The sequence below is a fragment of the Francisella sp. XLW-1 genome (genome assembly GCF_008711455.1).
In the GTDB taxonomy this organism is placed as follows: domain Bacteria; phylum Pseudomonadota; class Gammaproteobacteria; order Francisellales; family Francisellaceae; genus Francisella; species Francisella salimarina.
This window is the reverse complement of the sequence record NZ_VXKP01000002.1, coordinates 1-20,810: the sequence shown is the minus strand read 5'-3', so window position 1 is coordinate 20,810 and position 20,810 is coordinate 1. Positions and strand designations below refer to the sequence as shown.

Below are 20,810 nucleotides of genomic sequence, written 5' to 3'. Positions count from 1 at the left end.
TTATTAATGATAAAAGCCCAACACTACTATACGAAATCAGTTTTTAAAATTATATTTATTAGATACTTCTGTATTTAGTAGATTGCTCAACTTTATCTTTTTACTATCCTTCAAAATAACATTATTGTAAACAACCATATTAACTAATACTTTTCTCACATAGTGGCGAGTTTCTCCAAATGGTATATTCTCAATCCATTGTTTTACAGGCACTTGTTTATTTGTGAGCCACTTATTCACATTACCAGGTCCAGCATTATAAGCAGCAATAGCTAGAACTAAATTGTTCTTAAATAAACTATCTAAAAAATCTAAATTCGCTGAGCCAATTTTGATATTTATATAAGGATCAAATACTTCATCAGATGAGTTACTGATGTTATATCCTAATTTATACTTATTAGATATAAAATTAACTGTAGGTATCGTGACTTGCATCAAACCTTTTGCACCAATATATGACTTTGCTTCAATTTCAAATAATGACTCCTTTCTCATTATTGAATAAATTAACGATTGAGTTAAATCATATTTAGTTGATTGCTCTTGTACTATATCATCAAATGCATCTGGATATAATAAGTGCACATGACTATCAATGCCCATAATTTGCATACTAAATATTGCTTGATAATACATCTCATAAAGCCAAGCTAGTTGTGCCAAAAGAGGAATTTCATCTCTATGTCCACTCGAGAACTTGTTACGATTCAGCCACTTCCAAAGTTTTACGGAGTCTTCAAACTGACCTAGTTTGTGTAGTTCAATAGCATGTTTGACATCTGGATCTAATTCAAGTTTCTGGATTTCAGAATAGGATATAGCACTATAGTTATTATCACCGTAGTTATAACCTAGTCCCATAGCGTCTGCTGATAGGTATGCATAGTAGTTATAAGGAGCCTTAGCTAATTCAGTATATATTGGTCTAGCTTTTTTGAGCATACCAAGTTTTTGATAACTATAAGCTAACCAATACTTCCATATTACTCCTTGCTGTACTTGTTTCGAACTACCAAGATAATCTTCAACATAACCACTGTAGTTAGAATTATACAAGTCAATTCTTAAGATCCAGTGCTCTGCAATTCTAGAGATATGCTTTTTATCAATTTTTAATAGCCATTGTTTAGCATTACTATCATGCTTTTGTGCAAGAGCAATTGCTATTTTCTCATCTATTTGTTGTTGTATCTTATAGCTCAGAAACTTTCTATACTTTAACTTTTGCCAAACCTTAGCATATTTCAAAGCATCAGTTTTTACATTATCACTAGCAATATCTAAAATCACTTCTGTAAACTTTGGATACATATGATATATTCTTATGAATTTATCTAACGTACTAACACTAAGATTATAGTTAACATATTTCCATTGATTTATATACTCAGCATACTCTTGATCTTGTTTTACATACTTTGATAAAAGTTTAGAAGAATCGCCAAAATCATTACTCAACGCAAGGTTATATGCTTTATCTAATATACATTGCTTTTCTTTTTTAGTGTATTTTTTTACATCTTTATCTAGTCCAACACACTCAGGAGCATTAAACTTATTTTTTTGCCAATATTTTGCAAACTGCTTTATTGCTTTCTTTTTATTTATTTTATTCTGATTATCTGCAACCCAACACTGCCCTACGGTTTGCAAATCGCCATCATAGTATTTCTCAAACATCTTCCAATTTTTAGTTTTAGCATAGTATATTGCTAAATCATCACATAACTCAGATGCCCAATACTCATCTTTATGAGTTTTAAAAAAATCTTGGATTTGCTGTTGAGAGAATTTATCAGGATACAGAGATATCTCTTTGTACTTTAGGTAAGTTTTTGTTTTTTTATCAGAGATTTTACTTTCACTTTTAGCTATCAAATAATCTTGATAGTTTCTTTGCTGTAGCTGATCTATAGCCTGTTGAACATTTTTAATTTGCTTATCTGTCAAGCTATAACTATAGGTCGATACTAATACTAGCAACAATATTAAAAGTTTTTCCCCTAACTTAAAAACCATATTACTATCTTATTTTATCAACCAATTTCATTACAAACTCTGCTGATCGGTTTGCTGCCATTTTTGCAAACTCATCAAAATTATCAGGAGCATCGCCATCAGCCGTATCTGATATACTTCTTAATATAAGACTAGGAACATTCATCTCATTACAAATAAGGTTAACACTAGCTCCTTCCATCTCTATAGCTTTCGCATCAAACTCTTTTACTACAAACGCTTTTCTTTCAGCTGAATGAACAAACTGATCCCCAGTAGCAATCACACCCGTATGTAGATTCAGATCAAGCTCTTTTGCAGTAATTTTAGCTTGCTCTAATAGTTCTACTGATGTTTCAATCTCAACTTCAGAAATTGGAATCTTGCCATAAGGGTAACCAAAAGCTGTAATATCAACATCATGTTGAACTGTAGCAGTTGCAGCAATCATATCACCCACTTGTAAATCTTGAAGCCCTCCAGCAACACCTGTGAATAAAACTGCTTCAGCGCCAAAATGTTCTATCATTATTGTTGCAGTTAAACTTGAGAAAACTTTACCAATCTTGCTATAAGCTACAACAAGCTCTATACCATTATGGTTAGCAACATAATATTTATTATTTGCATATTCTACAGTTTCGTATTTTTCTAACTTTTGTAATATCGGCTGGATTTCTATCTCCATAGCCCCTAATATTGCTATTTTTTTCATTCTACACTCTCTATATCTATTTTTGTTATCTTTCTAAATCCTTGAGGTAATAATACACCTCCACCTGATGGCTTATCTGTATAGTATGTTTCAAAGTTTTTATTATCAATACGAATAAACCTCTTACCCGCACTAAGAGTAAGCTCTTGCTCTGGTTTGAATAATTCTATAAATTTAAGTTTATCTTTTTTATCTAGTTTAATTATAGCTTTACCTTTACCTTTTTTAAGTACTGCAAAACTTTCAAAATCACGAATAATAGTTCTACCTTGTGAGCTAACTGCAAGCATTTTCAAACCTTTATCATACGGTATAAACTTAAAGACATCATCAGCATCAAATATATTCTTACCTGTAACTTTATTTGCTATCAGATCTTCAGCTGGTATCACGAAACCTTTTCCGCTAGTACTAACAATTAAGAAATACGTAGAAACATTAACAAACTCCATACTGATAATTTCATCTTCTCTATCTAAAGGAATATATGTGGTTATATGCTCGCCATACCCTCTAGCTGATGGAAATTTATCAACATACATCGAATATGCTTTGCCAAGTTTAGTAAAGAAAATTAGCCTAATATTACTATTACCTGAAGTAGATAGGTATGGCTTATCTTCAGGCTTATAGCTTAGACCTTTAGGATCAATATTATCACCTTTAGCACATCTTACCCAGCCAGCTTTTGATAAGATAACCGTTACTCTCTCACTAGGCATAAGATCTTTCTCTTCTAGAGCTTGTGCTTTATCAGCTTGAATTATTTTAGAGCGTCTACTATCACCAAAGTCAGCAAGAATTTGCTTTAGTTCTTTTTTCATTAGGTTTCTAAACTTAACTTCACTGTTTAGATACCCTTCAAGCAACTCTTTCTCTTTTTGTAACTCTTTTTGCTCTTTTTTAATTTCAATTTCTTCAATTTTCGCTAATTTACGTAGTCTAATATTCAAAATTGCTTCAGCCTGAATTTCAGAAAGTGCAAATCTACTCTGGAGTTCTAAACTTGGATCATCATAATTTCTGATAATATCAATAACTTCATCAATATTTAAAAAAGCTATTAACAAACCTTCTAAGATATGTAGCCTATCTAAAACCTTATCCAAACTAGTTTGTATTCTTCTGCGTAATGTACGCTTACGATATTCTAACCATTCATTAAGTATATCTAAGAGATTTTTAACCTGAGGTCTATTATCCAGACCAATCATATTCATATTTACACGGAAACTTTTTTCAAGATCAGTAGTCGCTAATAGATGCCCCATAATTTTTTGGATATTTTTCTTTGTCGATGCTGAATACAGAACTATTTTGACAGGCTCTTTATCATCTGATTCATCTTGGATGTTTTTAATCCATGTGATCTTTTGTTGCTTAAGCTGATTAGCAATTTGCTCCATTACCGAAGCACTTGAAACTTGATGAGGTAATCGAGTAATTATCACGTTACCATGATTATCATACTCATATACAGCTTGCTGACGTATAGACCCATTACCAGACTTATATACTTCAGCAATCTCTTCTTTGCTACTGATAATATTAGCCCCACCGGGATAATCAGGAGCCTCAATTATTTCTAATACTTCTTCAATACTAGCTTTGGGATTAGACAACAAATGCAAGCAAGCATTTATTACTTCTGTAATATTATGAGGAGGTATATATGTTGACATCCCCACCGCAATTCCCACTGCTCCATTTAGGAGGATATTTGGTACTTGTGCTGGTAAAAGTTTTGGTTCATCCATTGTACCATCAAAGTTTTTGACCCAATCAACAGTACCTTTTTTCAACTCATCTAACAATAATACTGCATACTTAGATAAACGCGACTCAGTATACCTCATTGCAGCAAATGATTTTGGATCATCAATTGAGCCCCAGTTACCTTGCCCATCAATAAATGGATAGCGATATGAGAAATTCTGCGCCATCAACACCATTGCTTCATAACAAGCACTGTCACCATGTGGATGATACTTACCTAGTACATCACCAACAGTACGAGCAGATTTCTTATATTTTGACAAATGGCTTAAACCAATTTCACTCATCGCGTAAATAATGCGTCTTTGAACGGGCTTAAGCCCATCAGAAATATGAGGTAGTGCTCGATCTAATATTACATACATCGAATAATTTAAATATGCTTGTTCAGAAAACTCTCCTACAGACTGAGTACTTTCTAAGCTTGAGAATAAATCCATTTTTTACAGAAAAATATAAATATTTATCAATAAATTATATATCAACAAGACGTTCTATACTAGATAAGTAGATATTGGTATACAAAGAAATAGTTTCTTAGCTTTTTTGTCTTCTCAGATAAGCTATTGTTTCTAGCTCTTTTGAGAACACGAACTTATTTCTTTGTAAAAAATCCAATGTTTTAAGTATATCTTTAAATCCAGAAAGAACCCAAGCCTGAATATTATAGTCAAAGACAGTTTTTGCTTTTAAATATCTACTAACACCTGCTCGACATTCCTGTGTGAGAAAATCTGTAGCAGGGAATTTTATAACAATCACTCCCCTTTTGTCATAGACAGCTACTTTAGCATACGCACCAAGACTTGATAACTGCTCCTTAACTCCTTTAAAGTCTTCCCAAGCCAGCATCATCTTCTCACTAGCTTCTTTCTCCATATATTTTATAGACTTAGAGTTGTAGCTCTGTTTCAAACTATATGACTCTTCTTTTAATTCATTGTATTTCTCTAGTAACTCTTTATAGCACCTATCTAAAGTAAGATTTGCTATTTCTAAACTATCATTTTTATTAGATAGCTCTACTTGTTTTTGCTTTATTTTATTTATGCTTTTAGATATCTCTTTATCAATATACTGCTTTATATTGCTACGCAAAGCATAAGCGAGCTTATCTTCTTTAATATCTGACTCTTTAAGTGTGGATTTAATAGCTTCTAGTAACTCATCTTTAGCAACTGTATTTATTGTTAGTTCCTGCTCACAATCTCCAGTTGCAATAGCTTGTTTTCTATTGTCTTTGTATAAAGTAACCTTCTCAACCAAATCAATAATAGAAACACCCTCTCCAATAAGCTTTCTAACTTTATTGACTGTGATTTCTTCATTCTGCGAACGTAAAAGTTCACATTTCTGATTTACGAGCTTTTGAGTTACTTGTTTTGTCATTTTAGCTTCTTTCTTCTTCTCTTAATGTTAAGACCTCACAACCGTCTTTCGTAACTAAGATTGTATGCTCCCACTGAGCTGAAAGAGATCTATCTTTTGTTACAGCTGTCCAACCATCTTTTAAAACAGATACAGCTCTTTTACCAACATTTATCATCGGTTCAATTGTGAAAATCATACCCTCTTCAAACTTAGCACCCGTTCCAGCTTTACCATGATGCATAACATGCGGTGGCTCATGAAAGTTTGCGCCTATTCCATGACCGCAAAAAGCATCAACTATAGAGTATCCAAATTTCTTAGCATGTTTTTCTATTACTGCACCTATATCACCAAAATGATTACCCGGTTTTACTACTTCTATACCTTTCCAAAGACATTCATGAGTAACCTCAACTAATTTTTTAGCCATAACTGATGGTTCACCAATCATGAACATTTTACTAGTATCACCATGATAGCCATCCTTTTTTACAGTAACATCTATATTTAAGATATCGCCTTTCTTAAGTTTTTTATCGGCAGGTATTCCATGACAAACTACGTGATTTATAGATGTACAAATAGATTTTGGAAAACCATGATAATTCAATGGTGCTGGATAAGCATCTTGCTCCGTGACTATATAATCATGACACCTTTGATCTAGCTCTGCTGTTGTCACACCTTCTTTTACATAAGGAGTTATCATTTCTAAAACTTCTGCTGCTAATTTACCAGCTACTTTCATTTTCTTTATTTCTTCTGGAGTTTTTATTATTATTTCACTCATGTAATACAACTACTTTTATCAAAAAATTTAGATATACATTATAAACTATCAACAAGTGAATATATAGATACAGCAAAAGGATGTTAAAAAATTGTTTAACGCATAAGAAATTTAAATTTCAATGACACCCAAACTTTCAACAAGCTCCCAAAACATCTTCTTAACAGGCGATGATAAAGCTTCTTTTCTCATTACCACTCCAACAGATATACTTGGTAAACCTTGAGTTTTTATTATATTTACAGATTTAGATAGATGACTGTGTCTTAATATCACCTCTGGCACAATAGAAGTTCCAATACCTGATGATACCAGTGACAAGATAGCCTCATTACCATCCACATCACCATATATTTCAGGTTTTAAATCTTGCTTTTTAAACCACTCATCTAAATTACTACCACCAATATAATGGGCTGGCTTTATAAAAGGTATATTTTTAATTGCTTGCTTTAAATTATTAACTTTCTTTACAGCAGGAGCGATCATTACCATTTTTGTAGTCAACACTTCTTTAACACAAAGATTACTAGGAATATCTTTTGACAAAATAGCTATAATTACATCTGTTGCATCCTCTTCAAGCTGGCTAGTACAGTTTTTTATTGAACCTGTAGTTAGCTGTATTTTTATGCCTGGATAATTGATATGTAACTTTTTAATGATATTTGGTAAAACCACATATGATGCCGTTACGGTACAAGATAGCCTAATATCGCCTATTACCTGACCTTTTTTAGGGTGTAATATACAGTTTAGATCTTCATATTTTTGTAGCATATCTTTAGCAAATTGATAATAAATCTTACCAGCATCTGTTAGTCTAATATTTCTATTATCTCTCTCAAAAAGTACCACTTCCATCTCTTGTTCAATACGTTGGATAAGGCGGGTTAATGCTGACGGTGTTAAAAAACACTTCTCGCTTGCCTTACTAAAATGCAGAGTTTCAGCCAAAATTTTAAAGGCCTTTAATTCTTTTTTGTCAATCATACTTATGTTTTATTGCACTATCTGCAATAAATAGTTGCAAATTTTTCACTTTATTTCAAGCAAGTCTTTGTATAACTTTGTAGTTAGACTAATAATAAAAAAGCTTAATACTGGAGAATAAAATGAAGATTCAAAGCAATATTTTTGAAGTTAAAGAATATAACTTAGGTGGACAAAATGAGACTATCGTTGCTGGTGGTCGTCATCTATTTGAAAAACTTCCTCAAGCATTTGAGGGAATTAAGCAGATTGGTGTAATCGGTTGGGGATCTCAAGGTCCAGCTCAAGCACAGAATTTACGTGATTCTTTAGAGGGAACAGACATCAAAGTTAAGGTTGGCTTACGTGCTGGTTCAAACTCAGAAAAACAAGCTGAAGCTGTAGGTTTCACTAAAGAAAATGGTACCTTAGGCGAAATGTTTGATGTTATTAAAGAATCAGATATGGCTATTATCCTAATCTCTGATGCCGCTCAAGCTAAACTTTACGATAAGATTTTTGCAGCTGTTAAACCTGGAGCAACTCTAGGTTTCTCTCATGGTTTCTTAATTGGCTTTATTGAGAGCATTAACTACAAGGTTAGAGATGATATAAATATCGTTGCAATGTGTCCAAAGGGTATGGGGCCTTCCGTTCGCCGCCTATACGAGCAAGGTAAGATAGTAAATGGTGCCGGTATCAACAGCAGTATTGGTGTATATCAAGATGTTAACGGTAGAGCAACTGAACAGGCTCTAGCTTGGGCTATAGCTTGTGGTGCACCATTTGTATTCCCAACAACTATGGAAATGGAATATCGTTCTGATATCTTTGGTGAAAGAGGTGTTTTACTTGGTGGTGTACATGGCATCATCGAAGTGCTTTATCGCTACTTCACTGATAATGGTATGGACAAAGAAGAAGCTTTCAGACGTACTGCTGAAGCAATCACTGGACCTATTTCTAAGATTATCTCTACGCAAGGAATGAAAAAAGTGTATGAAAGCTTAGAATCTGCCGAAGACAAGCAAAAGTTTGAAAATGCTTACAATGCTGCTTACACTCCTCTATTTGATATCTTAATTGAGTGTTATGAAGATGTTGAAAGCGGTAATGAAATTCGCTCAGTTGTAATGGCTGGTGCTCGTCATGATCGTCTACCAATGGGCAAAATTGACAAAACTGAACTATGGAAAGTTGGTGAAAAGGTAAGAGCTGAACGTGACCAGCACACAACTCCTATTGATCCAATTACAGCAGGGGTATATATAGCTTGTATAATGGCTCAATCTGATGTTTTAGCTCAAAAAGGTCATGCATACTCTGAGATTGTCAATGAGTCTATCATTGAAGCTGTAGATTCACTAAATCCATATATGCACTTCAAAGGTGTTGCTCATATGGTTGATAACTGTTCAACTACAGCTAGACTTGGATCTCGTAAATGGGCGCCTAGATTTGACTACAACTTGATGCAACAGACTATCCCATGCATCAACACTAAGGCAGGCGCAAATGCTCCTTTTGAAAAGTTCGCTGATCATCCAGTACACGAAGCTTTAGCTGTTTGCTCAACTTTACGTCCTTCTGTAGACATAAGTGTTGTAGAATAAATAATAACAGAAATTAACTCTTAAAAAATCTCATGCAAATCAAAGAAGCTCAACAAATTATAGATAGGCTTTTTAAAGATATTTCTCACCCAAGATTAGCTAGCTTTATTGCTCTTACAGAAGAAGTTGGAGAGCTAGCTAATGAAATAATGCAGAAAGAAATCTACGAAGAAACTTTAGATAATGAAAAAATCAAATCAGAATTAACTGATGTTTTGGTATGTGTTCTTGAAATTGCTAATCTATACAATATAAATCTTGAGGCAGAATTTGATAAAAAAATCAAAAATCTAGAACCTCGAGTACAGCAATGGTCAAGTGCAAAAGATCTTCTGCAAGCTAAAAGGTCTAAGCTAGACTAAATACTACTTCAGATGTACTTAGTGAGTTTTAAATATTTTATTCTAAATTGTATCTTTTGGCACTATTTTATAATACAATCTATACAGTAAGGAACCAGGGAATCTTTATGAGTAAGTTTCTCTGAGTATTTAATTTCAGTTTTTGCTTAATCTCTTAAATTGTCATTTCATAAATCCATACAATAATTAGCAGTAATGTGCTAGAACTAACTAAACAAATAACTAAAGAGAATAAAAATGGATAATAAATCACAAGGTACAGTAAAGTTTTTCAACGATCAAAAAGGATTTGGCTTCATCACTCCTGAGAATGGTGGTAAAGATGTATTTGTACATATTTCAAAACTTAATGGTGAAACACTTGCTGAAGGTCAACAAGTTACTTTTGAAACTCAAGAAGGTAGAAAAGGCCCTGAAGCTATAAATATTGAGGTACTATAATGCCAAGTATTAGAGTAGACGAGCGCAAACCATTTGACATAAGCCTAAGAAACTTCAAACGTGCTTGCGAAAAAGCTGGTATCAAGCAAGAGCTTAGAGATAGACAGCACTACGTAAAGCCAACTGAAAAAAGAAAGATAGCAAAACGTCAAGCTATCAAAAGAGCTAGAATAGCTCAAAGAAGAGCTTACATCTAATCATTTCTTAAATTTTCCCAATCTTTTTTATTTAATATAAAAACTAGTCTTTCACGAGAAGTATCATTCTCACAAAGTTTAGCTCCTAATTTGGACACAGCTTTTTGCGAACGAATGTTTTTATACCAAACATCAAAAAGTACATTTTCGACTGATTCAAAGGCATAGTCTAACATTAGTTTTTTAACTTTTTTATTAAGCTCTGTACCCCAATATTTTTTAGCATAGAATGTATAACCTACTTTTATTGATTTTTTAATACAGTCATACTCATAGTATCTAGTAGAACCAACAAGTTCTTTATTATGAAAAATCAGATAACAATTTTGAGGATTTTTTAAACCATCATCAAAATACTTTTTAAACCCATCTACTTGACTACGTGATTTATCATTATGCTGAGCCCATATTTCAGGATCTTTAGCTATATTGTATAACCTATCAAAATCTCCTCTAGTCATTATTTCAAGTCTAATATTTTCAGATGACAAAGATTTATTAAAATCCATAATGAATACCTTTTATATAAAATAATTTAGGGAATGCTATCAGAATTTACAGCATCACTATTCTACAGTAACTGACTTAGCTAGGTTTCGAGGTTGATCGACATCTGTCCCTTTGATAATAGCTACATGATACGATAAAAGCTGGAGTGGTATTGTAAATACTATTGGCGCACTAAAATCATGTCCACCATCTAATTCCAAGACAATACTATTATCAAAGCTAACTTTATCTTTTATTGCCTTATCTACAAAAAGAATTAGCTTTCCTCCTCTAGCGTGAACTTCTTGAAGATTAGAAAGAGTTTTGTCTAATAAATCATCATTAGGTACCATAGCAACTATTGGCATATGTTTATCTACTAATGCTAGTGGTCCATGTTTTAACTCACCTGAAGGATAAGCTTCAGCATGAATATATGATATTTCTTTGAGCTTTAAAGCGCCCTCTACTGCTATTGGGTAATACAATCCTCTTCCTAAAAATATTGTATGCTCTTTATCAGAGAAGTATTCACTTATCTCGTCTATTTCAGGGTCTAATTTCAATGCACCCATAACTAATGCACGGATATTATTAAGTTCTTTAGTATATTTTACAATCTCACCATTTGATAAACTTTCCTTCAATCTAGACATTACAAGTGTAAATATTGCTAATGCTACTAACTGTGTTGTAAACGCCTTTGTTGATGCAACACCAATCTCAACACCTGCTTTTGTCATAAAAGCAATATCAGACTCTCGTACTAAAGAGCTATTTGGTACATTACAAATACACATACTACCAATATAGTTCTGCTTTTTACTTTTTCTTAGAGATTCTAAAGTATCCGCAGTTTCTCCAGATTGTGAGATACTAACAAATAATGAACCATCGACGACTATATTATCTCTGTATCTAATCTCACTAGCTATCTCAACACTACATGGAATTTTTACATACTTTTCTATCCAGTATTTAGCAGTCATACCAGCATTATAACTAGTACCACATGCAACTATACTTATATGTTTAGTTTTCTCAAATAGCTCTTGAGCTTTTGTATCAAAATTATCTAAACTAATTTCACCATCATTTAATGATGCCATGATAGTATTTGATATAGCTTCTGGTTGCTCATATATCTCTTTAAGCATATAGTGCTTATAACCATCTTTAGTAGCACTTGAAGATGAGTAGTTATATTCTTCAACTTCTAAATTTTTAGGTATTCCTTTACTATCAAAGACTTCAACATCCTGTTTAGATATAATAGCTATATCGCCCTCATCAAGATAAGAGAATCTATTAGTAACTGGCAATAACGATAATGTATCAGATGAAATAAAATTCTCATCAATACCCACTCCTATAACTAGAGGAGAGCCTGAGCGAACGGCAACGATCTTATCAGAAAACTTCTGTGAAATTATTGCTAGGGCATATGCTCCTTTTAAAAGCTTAGTTATAAGCTTGATATTCTCAATAATAGATTTAGAATCATCCCATTCTCTATCTAATAGATGAGCCACAACTTCAGTATCAGTGTCTGATTTAAAATGATAGCCCTCTTTAATTAATGATCTTTTTAATTCAGCAAAATTCTCAATTACACCATTATGTACTATGCAAAATTTCTCCGAAGCATGCGGATGAGAATTTTCTTTTGAAGGTTTACCATGAGTTGCCCACCTAGTATGGGCAATACCTATATTACCTTTGAAATCTGATAAGTCATCAACAGCATTTTCTAACTCAACAACCTTACCCACTTCTTTACACATATCTATTTGATTATAATCATTAACTACTGCTAAGCCAGCAGAATCATAACCACGATATTCAAGTTTTTTAAGTCCCTCAATCAAAATATTTGTAACATTTCTTGTAGAATTGGCACCTACTATCCCACACATAACATTATATACCTTACTTTTTACTTATCGTCTTTTTTTGACAGGTCTCTGCCAAGTATCAATATGACGCTGTCTTGCTCTTGAGATAGCAAGATTATCAGCTGGAACATCTTTTGCAATAGTTGATCCAGCACCAATAGTTGCACCAGGACCAATATTAACTGGAGCAATTAACTGTGAATCAGATCCGATAAACGCATAATCTCCTACTGTTGTTTTATGCTTATTAACTCCATCATAATTACAAGTTATTACACCTGCTCCAATATTACAATTAGCTCCGATTTCACTATCACCTAAATATGTCAAATGTGATGCTTTTGATCCCTTTCCTAAAATAGTTTTTTTTGTTTCAACAAAGTTTCCAATAACAGCACCTTCCTTGACATCACATTCTGGTCTAACTCTAGCGAAAGGCCCAACAATAGCTCCTTCACGAATAATGGATCCATCAACCATACTATTAGCTTTTATTTTAACATTATCTTCTATAGTACAGTTTTTTAGAATACAGTTCGCTCCAACTACAACATTATTGCCAAGCTTCACTTGCCCTTTAATGATTACATTAACATCTAACCAACAATCTTTGCCAACCTCAAGTTTACCGCGCACATCTATTCTATTAGGATCCGCAACACTAACACCTTTTGACATTATTACTTCAGCAATATGCTTCTGCCACTGTCTTTCAAGTTGTGCAAGTTGAACTCTATCATTAACACCTTGTATTTCAAATTCTTCAACAGGGTGAGTTACCGTTATAGAGATGTTATCCTCTCTTGCCATTGCTACTATATCTGTAAGATAATACTCACCTTGTGCATTAGTATTGCCTAGATTAGGCAGCCATTTTTCCAAGTGATCTCTAGATACACAATATATACCCGTATTTATCTCTTTGATCTGGCGCTGTCCATCTGTAGCATCCTTCTCTTCGACTATATGGCTTACTGCACCAAACTTATCTCTTACAATACGTCCGAGTCCCGTCGGATTATTTACAACAGCGGTAAGAACAGCTAGATCATTACTTGCTGATTTAATCAAATTAGCCAAGACTTCTGTAGATATTAAAGGCACATCACCATATAGAATTAAGACTTTATCCTCTTTAATCTGAGGTAAGGCCTGTAGTACTGCATGCCCTGTTCCTAACTGTTCTTTTTGCTCTACAAAGGTAACACCTTTATCTGTAAGTTCTTCTTCAACCATCTCTTTTAGATGACCTGTAACAACAATTATATTATTGGGCTTTAAAGGTTCAACTCTATTTATCACATGCCTAATTAAGGTTTCTCCTGCTAAAGTTTGTAAAACTTTTGGCTTATTAGAGTTCATTCTTGAACCCTTTCCTGCGGCTAAAATAACAACTGATAAACTCATAACAAAAAACTCCTTATATCCCTATACACCACACTCTTCTAGCAGAACTGTGATAATTTGATAATGATCTTCTAGCATTCTATCATACATACTATTTATAATTGAATCTATAGAAACCCACTGAACTTTATTAGCATCGTCTGCGGCATTTATTATTGGTAAACTCGGCCATTCTTCCAACACAAAAACACCAACATGACTAATAGTTCGACCTCTAACAGAACGATCAGGATAGTCAAAAACTTTTTCAAATCTTTTTGCTAAAGATAATTGTTCAATACTTAAATCTATATTTGTTTCTTCAAACAGCTCTCTTACTATCGCTTGAGATATGGTCTCTTCACACTCCAAGAATCCACCTGGCAATGCCCACAAACCCTTACCAGGAAAACCTTTCCTTTGGACTAGAAGAATATGATTATTTACTATAACTAGAGCATCCACTGTAACTAAGTTTGGTTTATACGGCGCATTTCTCCATGAATACTTATAGTCGACAACATAATTATTTTCAGCAACCAGATCTTGATATGTTACGCTTTGCATAAAAGCATTTAATAACTTAAATGTTCCCTGATTTAGTGTTCGACTACACATATACTCATCAAGGATTTCGCCTTTATAAAAATATTTTCTAAACTCTGTGGCATTATAATTTTTATAATTATCTACTGGTATATATCCCCACTCTGGAAAACTCTTAATATAATAGCTAGATTCATCCTTAATATGTCCAACAATAGCTATAGTTTCATCTAGCCTAGCGTACTTATAGACATTTTGACGTAAAGACTCTTCCCATTTTTGCTCTTGATAGAAATAATCTGCTAGTGGTTCAATTTCAATCAAACATAAATCAATACCAGCCAATTTTAAGTCCTCTATAATCATCTGCCTTCTAAATTCAAATGAAAATGGATTTTTTATATTTGGAGCGTTAAATGAACTTCCTACGTTTATAATAACTTTCTTACTATTTTCCAAAGCTACTAATATGTTATGCAGATGCCCCCTATGAAAAGGCTGAAATCTTCCGATAAAAACTGAAATATCATACATCTTCTATCACCTATGTATTTAACTCTTGTGCTTGTGCTTGACTATCGTAGACACTATTGTCGGATGGCGCAGTAATTTTAGTATAATCTTTCATCTGATTTTGAATCTGGTCTGTCTCATCTTGCTGTATAGATTTATCAATAGTTCTATCATATGAACCAAAACCGAACTTGCTCTTCTTAGCAGAACCTAACAATCCTCCTAAACTTGACTGCCCTTTACTCGCATTAGCTTCAGAAGCCGCCATATCCAACTCTGCTTTTTTAGCAATTTCTAGATTATTATCGCTTTTTAATTCGGTATTATTTAATTCTTTACGAATATCACTTAGTAATCTAACACCTTCTGAAATATGATCAGGTGCTTGAGACTGACCATCTCCAGTAAAGACAGCATTTATTTTAACCAAACTAGAGAGCTCATCAATTTTACGTGCCTTAATAACAAATATTCTATCTTTTTGAGCATCTTTAACTGTAATCAAATGTCCCGATAACACTTCATCCTTCTCAGATGTTACGGTATAACTATTAGGATGATCTTTGAAATAGTCATCTAGTAAATTTATGGTTATAGATAGTGGCTCTCTAAATACAAGTTTCAAAGATCCAGAATCATCATAAACAACACTTATGGAAACTTTTGATATCTGATCACTTATTATTTTAGCCATATCGAACTTGACTGTATAATTTGGAGGTAACATCTGCTGATATGCTTTAGGAACTTGTGACCTAGCGTACTTATCATCACCATCAGGAAGCTTTAAAGCTGGTTTGATTTTTTCACCATTTAAACCTGTAGGAATTATCAAAGAAGGCTCTTCTTTAACCTGAACTTTAGCATACTCATACTTCCTATTTCTAAATATATCCCAGCTAAAGCTCTCATTAGAAAGACTTTCAGCAGTGAAATCATTATCTACATCATTAGTTGCACAGTTTTGTAACAATAAACCAAGACTCACTAAAATGAAAATTTGGAAACTTTTTTTCATCTACAAATATATAGTAACTAGCTAATTAAATTAACTAAACATTATAACACAGTGCTATACTAATAATAATAAAAGCTTCAAGAGTAAAAGAACAATGAAAGATAAACTTTTTATATTTCTGCAATACATAATCCCTCATTCTTTAACATCGAGACTAGTTAGTAGATTAGCAGAATCAAAAAATAGACATCTAAAAAATTATCTAATAAATTTAGCCATAAAAAAGTTTAAAATCAATATAAATGAGGCTAAAGAGACTGATATAAATAAATACTCTTCTTTTAACAACTTCTTCATAAGAGAATTAAAAGATGGATTAAGACCTATATCTTCAGATAAAAAAGTTATCTCCTCTCCTGCAGATGGCGTTCTAAGTGAGTTTGGAAATATTACTAATGGCAGTTTAATTCAAGCTAAGGGAAAAACCTTTACACTAAAGGCTCTAATAGCTGATAGTTCAACAACCAATTTCACAAAATTTGCAACTATATACCTATCTCCCAAAGATTATCATAGAGTCCATATGCCTATCGATGGCAAGCTCACAAAAATGGTTTATATACCTGGTAAGCTTTTTTCTGTAAACCAAACCACTGCAAAAAATGTTGATAATTTATTTGCAAAAAATGAGAGATTAGTTTGTTACTTCAATACAGAAATTGGTGAAGTTGCAGTGATTTTTGTAGGTGCTTTACTTGTTGCCGGTATCGAAACAGTTTGGCACGGCAAAGTAGCCCCAAGCTACTATAGAGATGTACAAACTTGGGATTACAACAGTGACAACTTTAATATAGAATTCAAAAAAGGAGATACACTTGGCTGGTTTAACTTTGGCTCAACAGTTATCATTTTAACTCCTAATGACAGCATAACATTTTGCCAAAGCGAAAATAATACAGAAATTTCAGTTAATCAGGATTTAGCTTTGATTGCTGAATAGAGATTCATATTTATCCAACAACGACTAAAGATATTAGCCTTATTAATGTTATTTGACTTACACTCATTCACATAAGCAATCTCTTTGCTTTGACCAAAACGATCTTCATCAAATCTAAACCTAGCTGGCAACTTAATATCAAATCTCTTCGCCCACTTTCTAATAGTTACGTGCTTAAATCCCAGAACCTTTTCAGCTTCCTGATAACTTAAACCTTCTCTTTGACATTTTAACAAAACTTCTTTTGCTGAACAGTTGAATCTATTTTTTACAATTTGTTCAAAATTTCCCGAATATTGATTTGCCATATAACGAGTCTCCTATAAATAAAATGAAACACAAATCGACCCCCACAGGTAGGATATTACCTACTTTATTATCTGCAACAAGCCTTTTATACAGCAAATTTAGAAGTTTAATTTTATTGATAAAATCTTATAATTTATAGGACACACCTTTTTAAAGAAATCTTAAGAAAATACTGTCAAAAAATATTTAAGTATCAGCATTTTATGCCTCCAAGAATCTAACCTAACGGAATAAATCCTAGTAAATATGTATTTTGTGCACAGGCATTTCTGTCCATATACTTATTGCCATTTGCATCTAATTTAGTTGGACACTCATGCTTGACAACACAAGACATCAAAATCATTGAAAGTACTGTCATAACTGCTACTCTAAAAATATTTTTTCTCATAATAGTCTCCTCATTTTATTGTTGAGATTGTTTATCTGCTGGTACAGGCTCATATGTAGATACACATGAAGCTAGTACACAAGATACCAAAATTACAGTTATTATTTTTTTCATAGAAACACTCCTTACAAATTTAATAAAATCTAATTAAACTCAATATTAATTAAGCTACACTTAAATTTATACCACACTAAATATTAAATATTAAGTATTTATATGCACCATTGTAGATTTTTTTATTAATTTAATTATTTAGCTTTATATTTATACGTCTAGTAACTATAATTGCAAAATTAAAATTTCTAAAACATGTTGTATGGATCTTAACCATATTTTAATAACATCTCTAATGGCTATAATCCCATTAATATTTGCAATAACGATACATGAAGCTGCGCATGGTTATATTGCAAAATATAGAGGTGATAATACTGCATATAAATTGGGAAGAGTTAGTTTAAACCCAGTCTCTCATATAGATTTAATTGGCACTATCATAGTACCAGGGTTAATGCTGATAGGATCTTTAGCTTCCGGATTTCCTTTTATTTTTGGTTGGGCTAAACCAGTCCCAATAAATCACAGCAACTTAAAAAATCCTAGACTTGATATTGCTCTTGTAGCCATTGCTGGCCCTCTAGCGAATTTTTTAATGGCAATAATATGGGCAATAATAGCAAAATATATAACTTCATATCCCTATATACAAGGAATGGCTTTTTACGGCGTAATGATTAATATTGTGCTTATGATCCTAAATCTTCTACCAATCCCTCCTCTTGATGGTAGTAAAATAGTAGCTTCTTTTTTACCTAAAGCCATAGCATATAAGTATAGTAATTTACAAAAATATGGCTTTTATATTTTATTTGCTTTAGTTTTAATCCCATTTAACGGATCTAATTTATTGTTTACTATCATGAAGCCTTTTATCAATATAATAATCAACATTATTCAATTAATCATATTCTAATTTAATACAAAAATGTATTTAGTAATTAATATTGATCAAAATTTGGTTTGAATATACTAGTTTAGTAAAATATCTATAAAGAATAAAAACTAATTAGTAATCATGCTTAACAATAATCTTTTAAAATTATTTTTTTTGCTAGTTATATCTTTAGCTTATTATAAAAATATGTTCGGATATGGCAGCATTCCTCCACAAGAACCTACAATTGTAAAGACTTCTGCATTCATTACTGATATACAAAGCTTAGATGAAGTTAATGAGCAATTACAAATTGATGTTATTTTCAAATTCAGATGGAATGATCCAAGATTAAAGTTTAATGCAAATGAAGAAAAAACTCCTTACATTTTATATCAAGGAGACTTTCAATATGATGAAATTTTTGAAGGTTGGAAACCTCAAATATCAATAATAAATGAAGTTGGGTCTCCTCAAATAAAAGCAAGACAAATAAAAATTTATCCTGATGGAAATGTTGTATATACAGAACAACGAACACTACATCTTGAAACACCTATGCAACTTGAGAAATTCCCATTTGATAAGCAGACCTTAAAAGCATACATAATACCGTTTGGATACGACTCTAACGAAGTAAAATTGGTAGTAGAACCAAATCATAGGATTACTGTTAAAGATTACGTTAAAGACCATCCAAATGTAAATATAGCAGAATGGCACCTTACTAACTTTAATTTAGTAAATACAAATCCTACAAAATACTATTATGGAAAGTCAGAGAAAGTGTCAATGCTAGAGTTTAGTATTTCATTGGAAAGAAAGCCTACCAATATTCTCTTAAAAGTATTAATCCCATTGACACTATTAGTATTAGCAATGTGGGCCGTATTCTGGATGGACACTAAAGCATTATCAGACAGGTTAAATATAGCGTTTATAGGGATTTTATCCGTTATCGCATACCAGTTTTTGATTGAGGGGGAAATGCCAGATATTGACTATCTAACCTTCACAGACGGCTTCTTATTACTATCCTTTACTATTCTATTTTCAACAGTCCTAGAAAGTCTAATCGTATACTGGCTGATAAAACTAGATAAACAAAGCTTTGCAAAGAGACTAGATATATTCTCTAGATTTGCATTTCCAATTACTTACATTCTATTTATATTTTCATTATACTTAATATATCTTCACTAATACCAATTAGCTCTTGAATATTTTTTGGCAAGCAAAGAATAAAATTATACGTAGCAAAAACTATTAATGTACATATTATTGATATCATATTCTACCTACCTATATGCATCTCCTACTATTATTAATAAAGAAGGGCTATCCTAGATAACTAAGTTATGTTAGGATGGTTTTGATAAGAAAAAGTAGATTAAGTTCATACAAACAAGACAAATTAATAGAGTTATTTATAGCGGGAAGTACAGCACGAACTGCATCAGAATTAGTATCAGTAAATAAAACTACAGCCAGCTATTATTTTCATAGATTAAGATTACTTATTTATCAAAACAGTGAGCATTTAGAAATGTTTGCTGGAGAAATTGAAGTAGATGAAAGTTACTTTGGAGGAACTCTTAAAGGAAAACGAGGTAGAGGAGCTGGTGGTAAAGTCCCTGTATTTGGCTTACTTAAAAGGAATGGTAAGGTATATACTGTAATCGTTCCAGATGCTAAGAGTGATACTTTATTACCTATAATTAGAGAAAAAGTTAAGCCTGATAGTATCGTTTACACAGATACGTTTAGGAGCTATAATCCTTAGATGTTTCAGAATTTAAACACTATAGAATTAACCATAGTAAGTTATTCGCTAAGAAGCATAATCATATAAATGGTATCCCTAGGGAGCATTTTCACTTGTTTTTAAAGGAGTGTGAGTGGAGATTTAATCACAGTGATTCTAAAGAGCAACTAAAGCTAATTAGACACTGGGTTAGAGAGAGTCTAAAGTAAAGTTATCTAGGATAGCCCCTATTTTGTATATAAACAAATTGATAAGGATAATTTAAATTTGTTAGTTATAAAAACACAAAGCCCCATATATTTATGAGGCTTTTTGTATTGCTTATCACGATAAGTCTTTGATATTTGAATAAGATGGCGATTACCTACTTTCACCTGGCCGGAGCC

Annotated in this window: 20 protein-coding genes and 1 pseudogene; 8 read left to right on the top strand and 13 right to left on the bottom strand. The window is 32.5% G+C overall.

Features of this window, described 5'->3' with window-relative positions; all coding sequences use genetic code 11:
* Nucleotides 1-36 precede the first annotated feature (36 nt).
* From F3D59_RS02720 to ilvY, 6 genes are all read right to left on the bottom strand, one after another.
* Nucleotides 37-2,022, bottom strand: a complete 1,986-nt coding sequence (locus tag F3D59_RS02720; RefSeq protein WP_150463700.1) for a lytic transglycosylase domain-containing protein — start codon at nucleotides 2,020-2,022, stop codon at nucleotides 37-39.
* A 4-nt stretch (nucleotides 2,023-2,026) separates the two neighbouring features.
* Nucleotides 2,027-2,716, bottom strand: coding sequence for a 5'-methylthioadenosine/adenosylhomocysteine nucleosidase (locus F3D59_RS02715; protein WP_150463699.1), 690 nt, complete (start codon nucleotides 2,714-2,716; stop codon nucleotides 2,027-2,029).
* Nucleotides 2,713-4,932, bottom strand: coding sequence for a DNA topoisomerase IV subunit A (gene parC / locus F3D59_RS02710; RefSeq protein WP_150463698.1), 2,220 nt, complete (start codon nucleotides 4,930-4,932; stop codon nucleotides 2,713-2,715). The genes F3D59_RS02715 and parC overlap by 4 nt, the downstream gene beginning before the upstream one ends.
* Nucleotides 4,933-5,029: 97 nt before the next feature.
* On the bottom strand, nucleotides 5,030-5,881 hold the full coding sequence (locus F3D59_RS02705) for a hypothetical protein (RefSeq protein WP_150463697.1): 852 nt from the start codon (nucleotides 5,879-5,881) through the stop codon (nucleotides 5,030-5,032).
* 1 nt (nucleotide 5,882) lies between these two features.
* Nucleotides 5,883-6,653 (bottom strand): type I methionyl aminopeptidase, encoded by a 771-nt coding sequence (map, locus tag F3D59_RS02700; protein ID WP_150463696.1) that lies wholly within the window; start codon nucleotides 6,651-6,653, stop codon nucleotides 5,883-5,885.
* Nucleotides 6,654-6,764: 111 nt separating this feature from the next.
* Nucleotides 6,765-7,646 (bottom strand): HTH-type transcriptional activator IlvY, encoded by an 882-nt coding sequence (gene ilvY / locus F3D59_RS02695; RefSeq protein ID WP_150463695.1) that lies wholly within the window; start codon nucleotides 7,644-7,646, stop codon nucleotides 6,765-6,767.
* Nucleotides 7,647-7,768: 122 nt separating this feature from the next.
* On the opposite strand from ilvY, the gene F3D59_RS02690 reads away from it, so the two are divergent.
* From F3D59_RS02690 to rpsU, 4 genes are all read left to right on the top strand, one after another.
* Nucleotides 7,769-9,238, top strand: coding sequence for a ketol-acid reductoisomerase (locus F3D59_RS02690; RefSeq protein ID WP_150463694.1), 1,470 nt, complete (start codon nucleotides 7,769-7,771; stop codon nucleotides 9,236-9,238).
* 32 nt (nucleotides 9,239-9,270) lie between these two features.
* Complete coding sequence (locus F3D59_RS02685) at nucleotides 9,271-9,600, top strand: MazG nucleotide pyrophosphohydrolase domain-containing protein (RefSeq protein ID WP_150463693.1); 330 nt, start codon at nucleotides 9,271-9,273, stop codon at nucleotides 9,598-9,600.
* Between the two features lie 237 nt (nucleotides 9,601-9,837).
* Nucleotides 9,838-10,041 (top strand): cold-shock protein, encoded by a 204-nt coding sequence (locus F3D59_RS02680; RefSeq protein ID WP_004286368.1) that lies wholly within the window; start codon nucleotides 9,838-9,840, stop codon nucleotides 10,039-10,041.
* A complete protein-coding gene (rpsU, locus tag F3D59_RS02675; protein WP_013923610.1) occupies nucleotides 10,041-10,238 on the top strand; it encodes a 30S ribosomal protein S21 in 198 nt (65 codons plus the stop codon). Before F3D59_RS02680 ends, rpsU begins: the two co-directional genes overlap by 1 nt.
* Here rpsU and F3D59_RS02670 read toward each other — a convergent pair.
* The 5 genes from F3D59_RS02670 to F3D59_RS02650 are packed head-to-tail and all read right to left on the bottom strand — an operon-like array spanning nucleotide 10,235 to nucleotide 16,085.
* The gene (locus F3D59_RS02670) at nucleotides 10,235-10,747 is read right to left on the bottom strand and encodes a GNAT family N-acetyltransferase (RefSeq protein ID WP_150463692.1); all 513 of its coding nucleotides are present in this window, start codon (nucleotides 10,745-10,747) and stop codon (nucleotides 10,235-10,237) included. The genes rpsU and F3D59_RS02670 overlap by 4 nt on opposite strands.
* 57 nt (nucleotides 10,748-10,804) lie before the next feature.
* Complete coding sequence (gene glmS, locus F3D59_RS02665) at nucleotides 10,805-12,643, bottom strand: glutamine--fructose-6-phosphate transaminase (isomerizing) (RefSeq protein WP_150463691.1); 1,839 nt, start codon at nucleotides 12,641-12,643, stop codon at nucleotides 10,805-10,807.
* 24 nt (nucleotides 12,644-12,667) lie between these two features.
* Entirely contained in the window at nucleotides 12,668-14,029 is a 1,362-nt protein-coding gene (gene glmU, locus F3D59_RS02660) for a bifunctional UDP-N-acetylglucosamine diphosphorylase/glucosamine-1-phosphate N-acetyltransferase GlmU (RefSeq protein WP_150463690.1), read from the bottom strand.
* 21 nt (nucleotides 14,030-14,050) lie between these two features.
* Entirely contained in the window at nucleotides 14,051-15,088 is a 1,038-nt protein-coding gene (locus F3D59_RS02655) for a bifunctional nicotinamide-nucleotide adenylyltransferase/Nudix hydroxylase (RefSeq protein ID WP_150463689.1), read from the bottom strand.
* 10 nt (nucleotides 15,089-15,098) lie between these two features.
* Nucleotides 15,099-16,085 carry a hypothetical protein gene (locus F3D59_RS02650; protein ID WP_041263841.1) on the bottom strand — a complete coding sequence of 329 codons (987 nt, stop codon included), beginning with the start codon at nucleotides 16,083-16,085 and terminating at the stop codon, nucleotides 15,099-15,101.
* Nucleotides 16,086-16,179: 94 nt separating this feature from the next.
* Between F3D59_RS02650 and asd the strand changes: the two genes are divergently transcribed.
* Nucleotides 16,180-17,025, top strand: a complete 846-nt coding sequence (gene asd, locus F3D59_RS02645; RefSeq protein WP_150463688.1) for an archaetidylserine decarboxylase — start codon at nucleotides 16,180-16,182, stop codon at nucleotides 17,023-17,025.
* Here asd and F3D59_RS02640 read toward each other — a convergent pair.
* Nucleotides 16,998-17,333 carry a hypothetical protein gene (locus tag F3D59_RS02640; RefSeq protein WP_013923617.1) on the bottom strand — a complete coding sequence of 112 codons (336 nt, stop codon included), beginning with the start codon at nucleotides 17,331-17,333 and terminating at the stop codon, nucleotides 16,998-17,000. The two genes, asd and F3D59_RS02640, sit on opposite strands and share 28 nt — an antisense overlap.
* A gap of 218 nt (nucleotides 17,334-17,551) precedes the next feature.
* Nucleotides 17,552-17,725, bottom strand: coding sequence for a hypothetical protein (locus F3D59_RS09940; protein WP_191092422.1), 174 nt, complete (start codon nucleotides 17,723-17,725; stop codon nucleotides 17,552-17,554).
* Nucleotides 17,726-18,041: 316 nt separating this feature from the next.
* Here F3D59_RS09940 and F3D59_RS02630 point away from each other — a divergent pair, with 316 nt between their 5' ends.
* The 3 genes and pseudogenes from F3D59_RS02630 (at nucleotide 18,042) to F3D59_RS02620 (ending at nucleotide 20,633) form a co-directional block, all read left to right on the top strand.
* Nucleotides 18,042-18,698 carry a site-2 protease family protein gene (locus F3D59_RS02630; RefSeq protein ID WP_150463687.1) on the top strand — a complete coding sequence of 219 codons (657 nt, stop codon included), beginning with the start codon at nucleotides 18,042-18,044 and terminating at the stop codon, nucleotides 18,696-18,698.
* 168 nt (nucleotides 18,699-18,866) lie between these two features.
* On the top strand, nucleotides 18,867-19,862 hold the full coding sequence (locus F3D59_RS02625; protein WP_394367474.1) for a ligand-gated ion channel: 996 nt from the start codon (nucleotides 18,867-18,869) through the stop codon (nucleotides 19,860-19,862).
* Nucleotides 19,863-20,034: 172 nt separating this feature from the next.
* Nucleotides 20,035-20,633 (top strand): annotated as a pseudogene (locus tag F3D59_RS02620) (IS1595 family transposase).
* Nucleotides 20,634-20,810 lie beyond the last annotated feature (177 nt).

Bases quoted from the DNA above. Each gene is read 5' to 3' on its own strand.
- F3D59_RS02720 (WP_150463700.1), bottom strand. From the start codon at position 2,022: ATGGTTTTTAAGTTAGGGGAAAAACTTTTAATATTGTTGCTAGTATTA.
- F3D59_RS02715 (WP_150463699.1), bottom strand. From the start codon at position 2,716: ATGAAAAAAATAGCAATATTAGGGGCTATGGAGATAGAAATCCAGCCG.
- parC (WP_150463698.1), bottom strand. From the start codon at position 4,932: ATGGATTTATTCTCAAGCTTAGAAAGTACTCAGTCTGTAGGAGAGTTT.
- F3D59_RS02705 (WP_150463697.1), bottom strand. From the start codon at position 5,881: ATGACAAAACAAGTAACTCAAAAGCTCGTAAATCAGAAATGTGAACTT.
- map (WP_150463696.1), bottom strand. From the start codon at position 6,653: ATGAGTGAAATAATAATAAAAACTCCAGAAGAAATAAAGAAAATGAAA.
- ilvY (WP_150463695.1), bottom strand. From the start codon at position 7,646: ATGATTGACAAAAAAGAATTAAAGGCCTTTAAAATTTTGGCTGAAACT.
- F3D59_RS02690 (WP_150463694.1), top strand. From the start codon at position 7,769: ATGAAGATTCAAAGCAATATTTTTGAAGTTAAAGAATATAACTTAGGT.
- F3D59_RS02685 (WP_150463693.1), top strand. From the start codon at position 9,271: ATGCAAATCAAAGAAGCTCAACAAATTATAGATAGGCTTTTTAAAGAT.
- F3D59_RS02680 (WP_004286368.1), top strand. From the start codon at position 9,838: ATGGATAATAAATCACAAGGTACAGTAAAGTTTTTCAACGATCAAAAA.
- rpsU (WP_013923610.1), top strand. From the start codon at position 10,041: ATGCCAAGTATTAGAGTAGACGAGCGCAAACCATTTGACATAAGCCTA.
- F3D59_RS02670 (WP_150463692.1), bottom strand. From the start codon at position 10,747: ATGGATTTTAATAAATCTTTGTCATCTGAAAATATTAGACTTGAAATA.
- glmS (WP_150463691.1), bottom strand. From the start codon at position 12,643: ATGTGTGGGATAGTAGGTGCCAATTCTACAAGAAATGTTACAAATATT.
- glmU (WP_150463690.1), bottom strand. From the start codon at position 14,029: ATGAGTTTATCAGTTGTTATTTTAGCCGCAGGAAAGGGTTCAAGAATG.
- F3D59_RS02655 (WP_150463689.1), bottom strand. From the start codon at position 15,088: ATGTATGATATTTCAGTTTTTATCGGAAGATTTCAGCCTTTTCATAGG.
- F3D59_RS02650 (WP_041263841.1), bottom strand. From the start codon at position 16,085: ATGAAAAAAAGTTTCCAAATTTTCATTTTAGTGAGTCTTGGTTTATTG.
- asd (WP_150463688.1), top strand. From the start codon at position 16,180: ATGAAAGATAAACTTTTTATATTTCTGCAATACATAATCCCTCATTCT.
- F3D59_RS02640 (WP_013923617.1), bottom strand. From the start codon at position 17,333: ATGGCAAATCAATATTCGGGAAATTTTGAACAAATTGTAAAAAATAGA.
- F3D59_RS09940 (WP_191092422.1), bottom strand. From the start codon at position 17,725: ATGAGAAAAAATATTTTTAGAGTAGCAGTTATGACAGTACTTTCAATG.
- F3D59_RS02630 (WP_150463687.1), top strand. From the start codon at position 18,042: ATGGATCTTAACCATATTTTAATAACATCTCTAATGGCTATAATCCCA.
- F3D59_RS02625 (WP_394367474.1), top strand. From the start codon at position 18,867: ATGTTCGGATATGGCAGCATTCCTCCACAAGAACCTACAATTGTAAAG.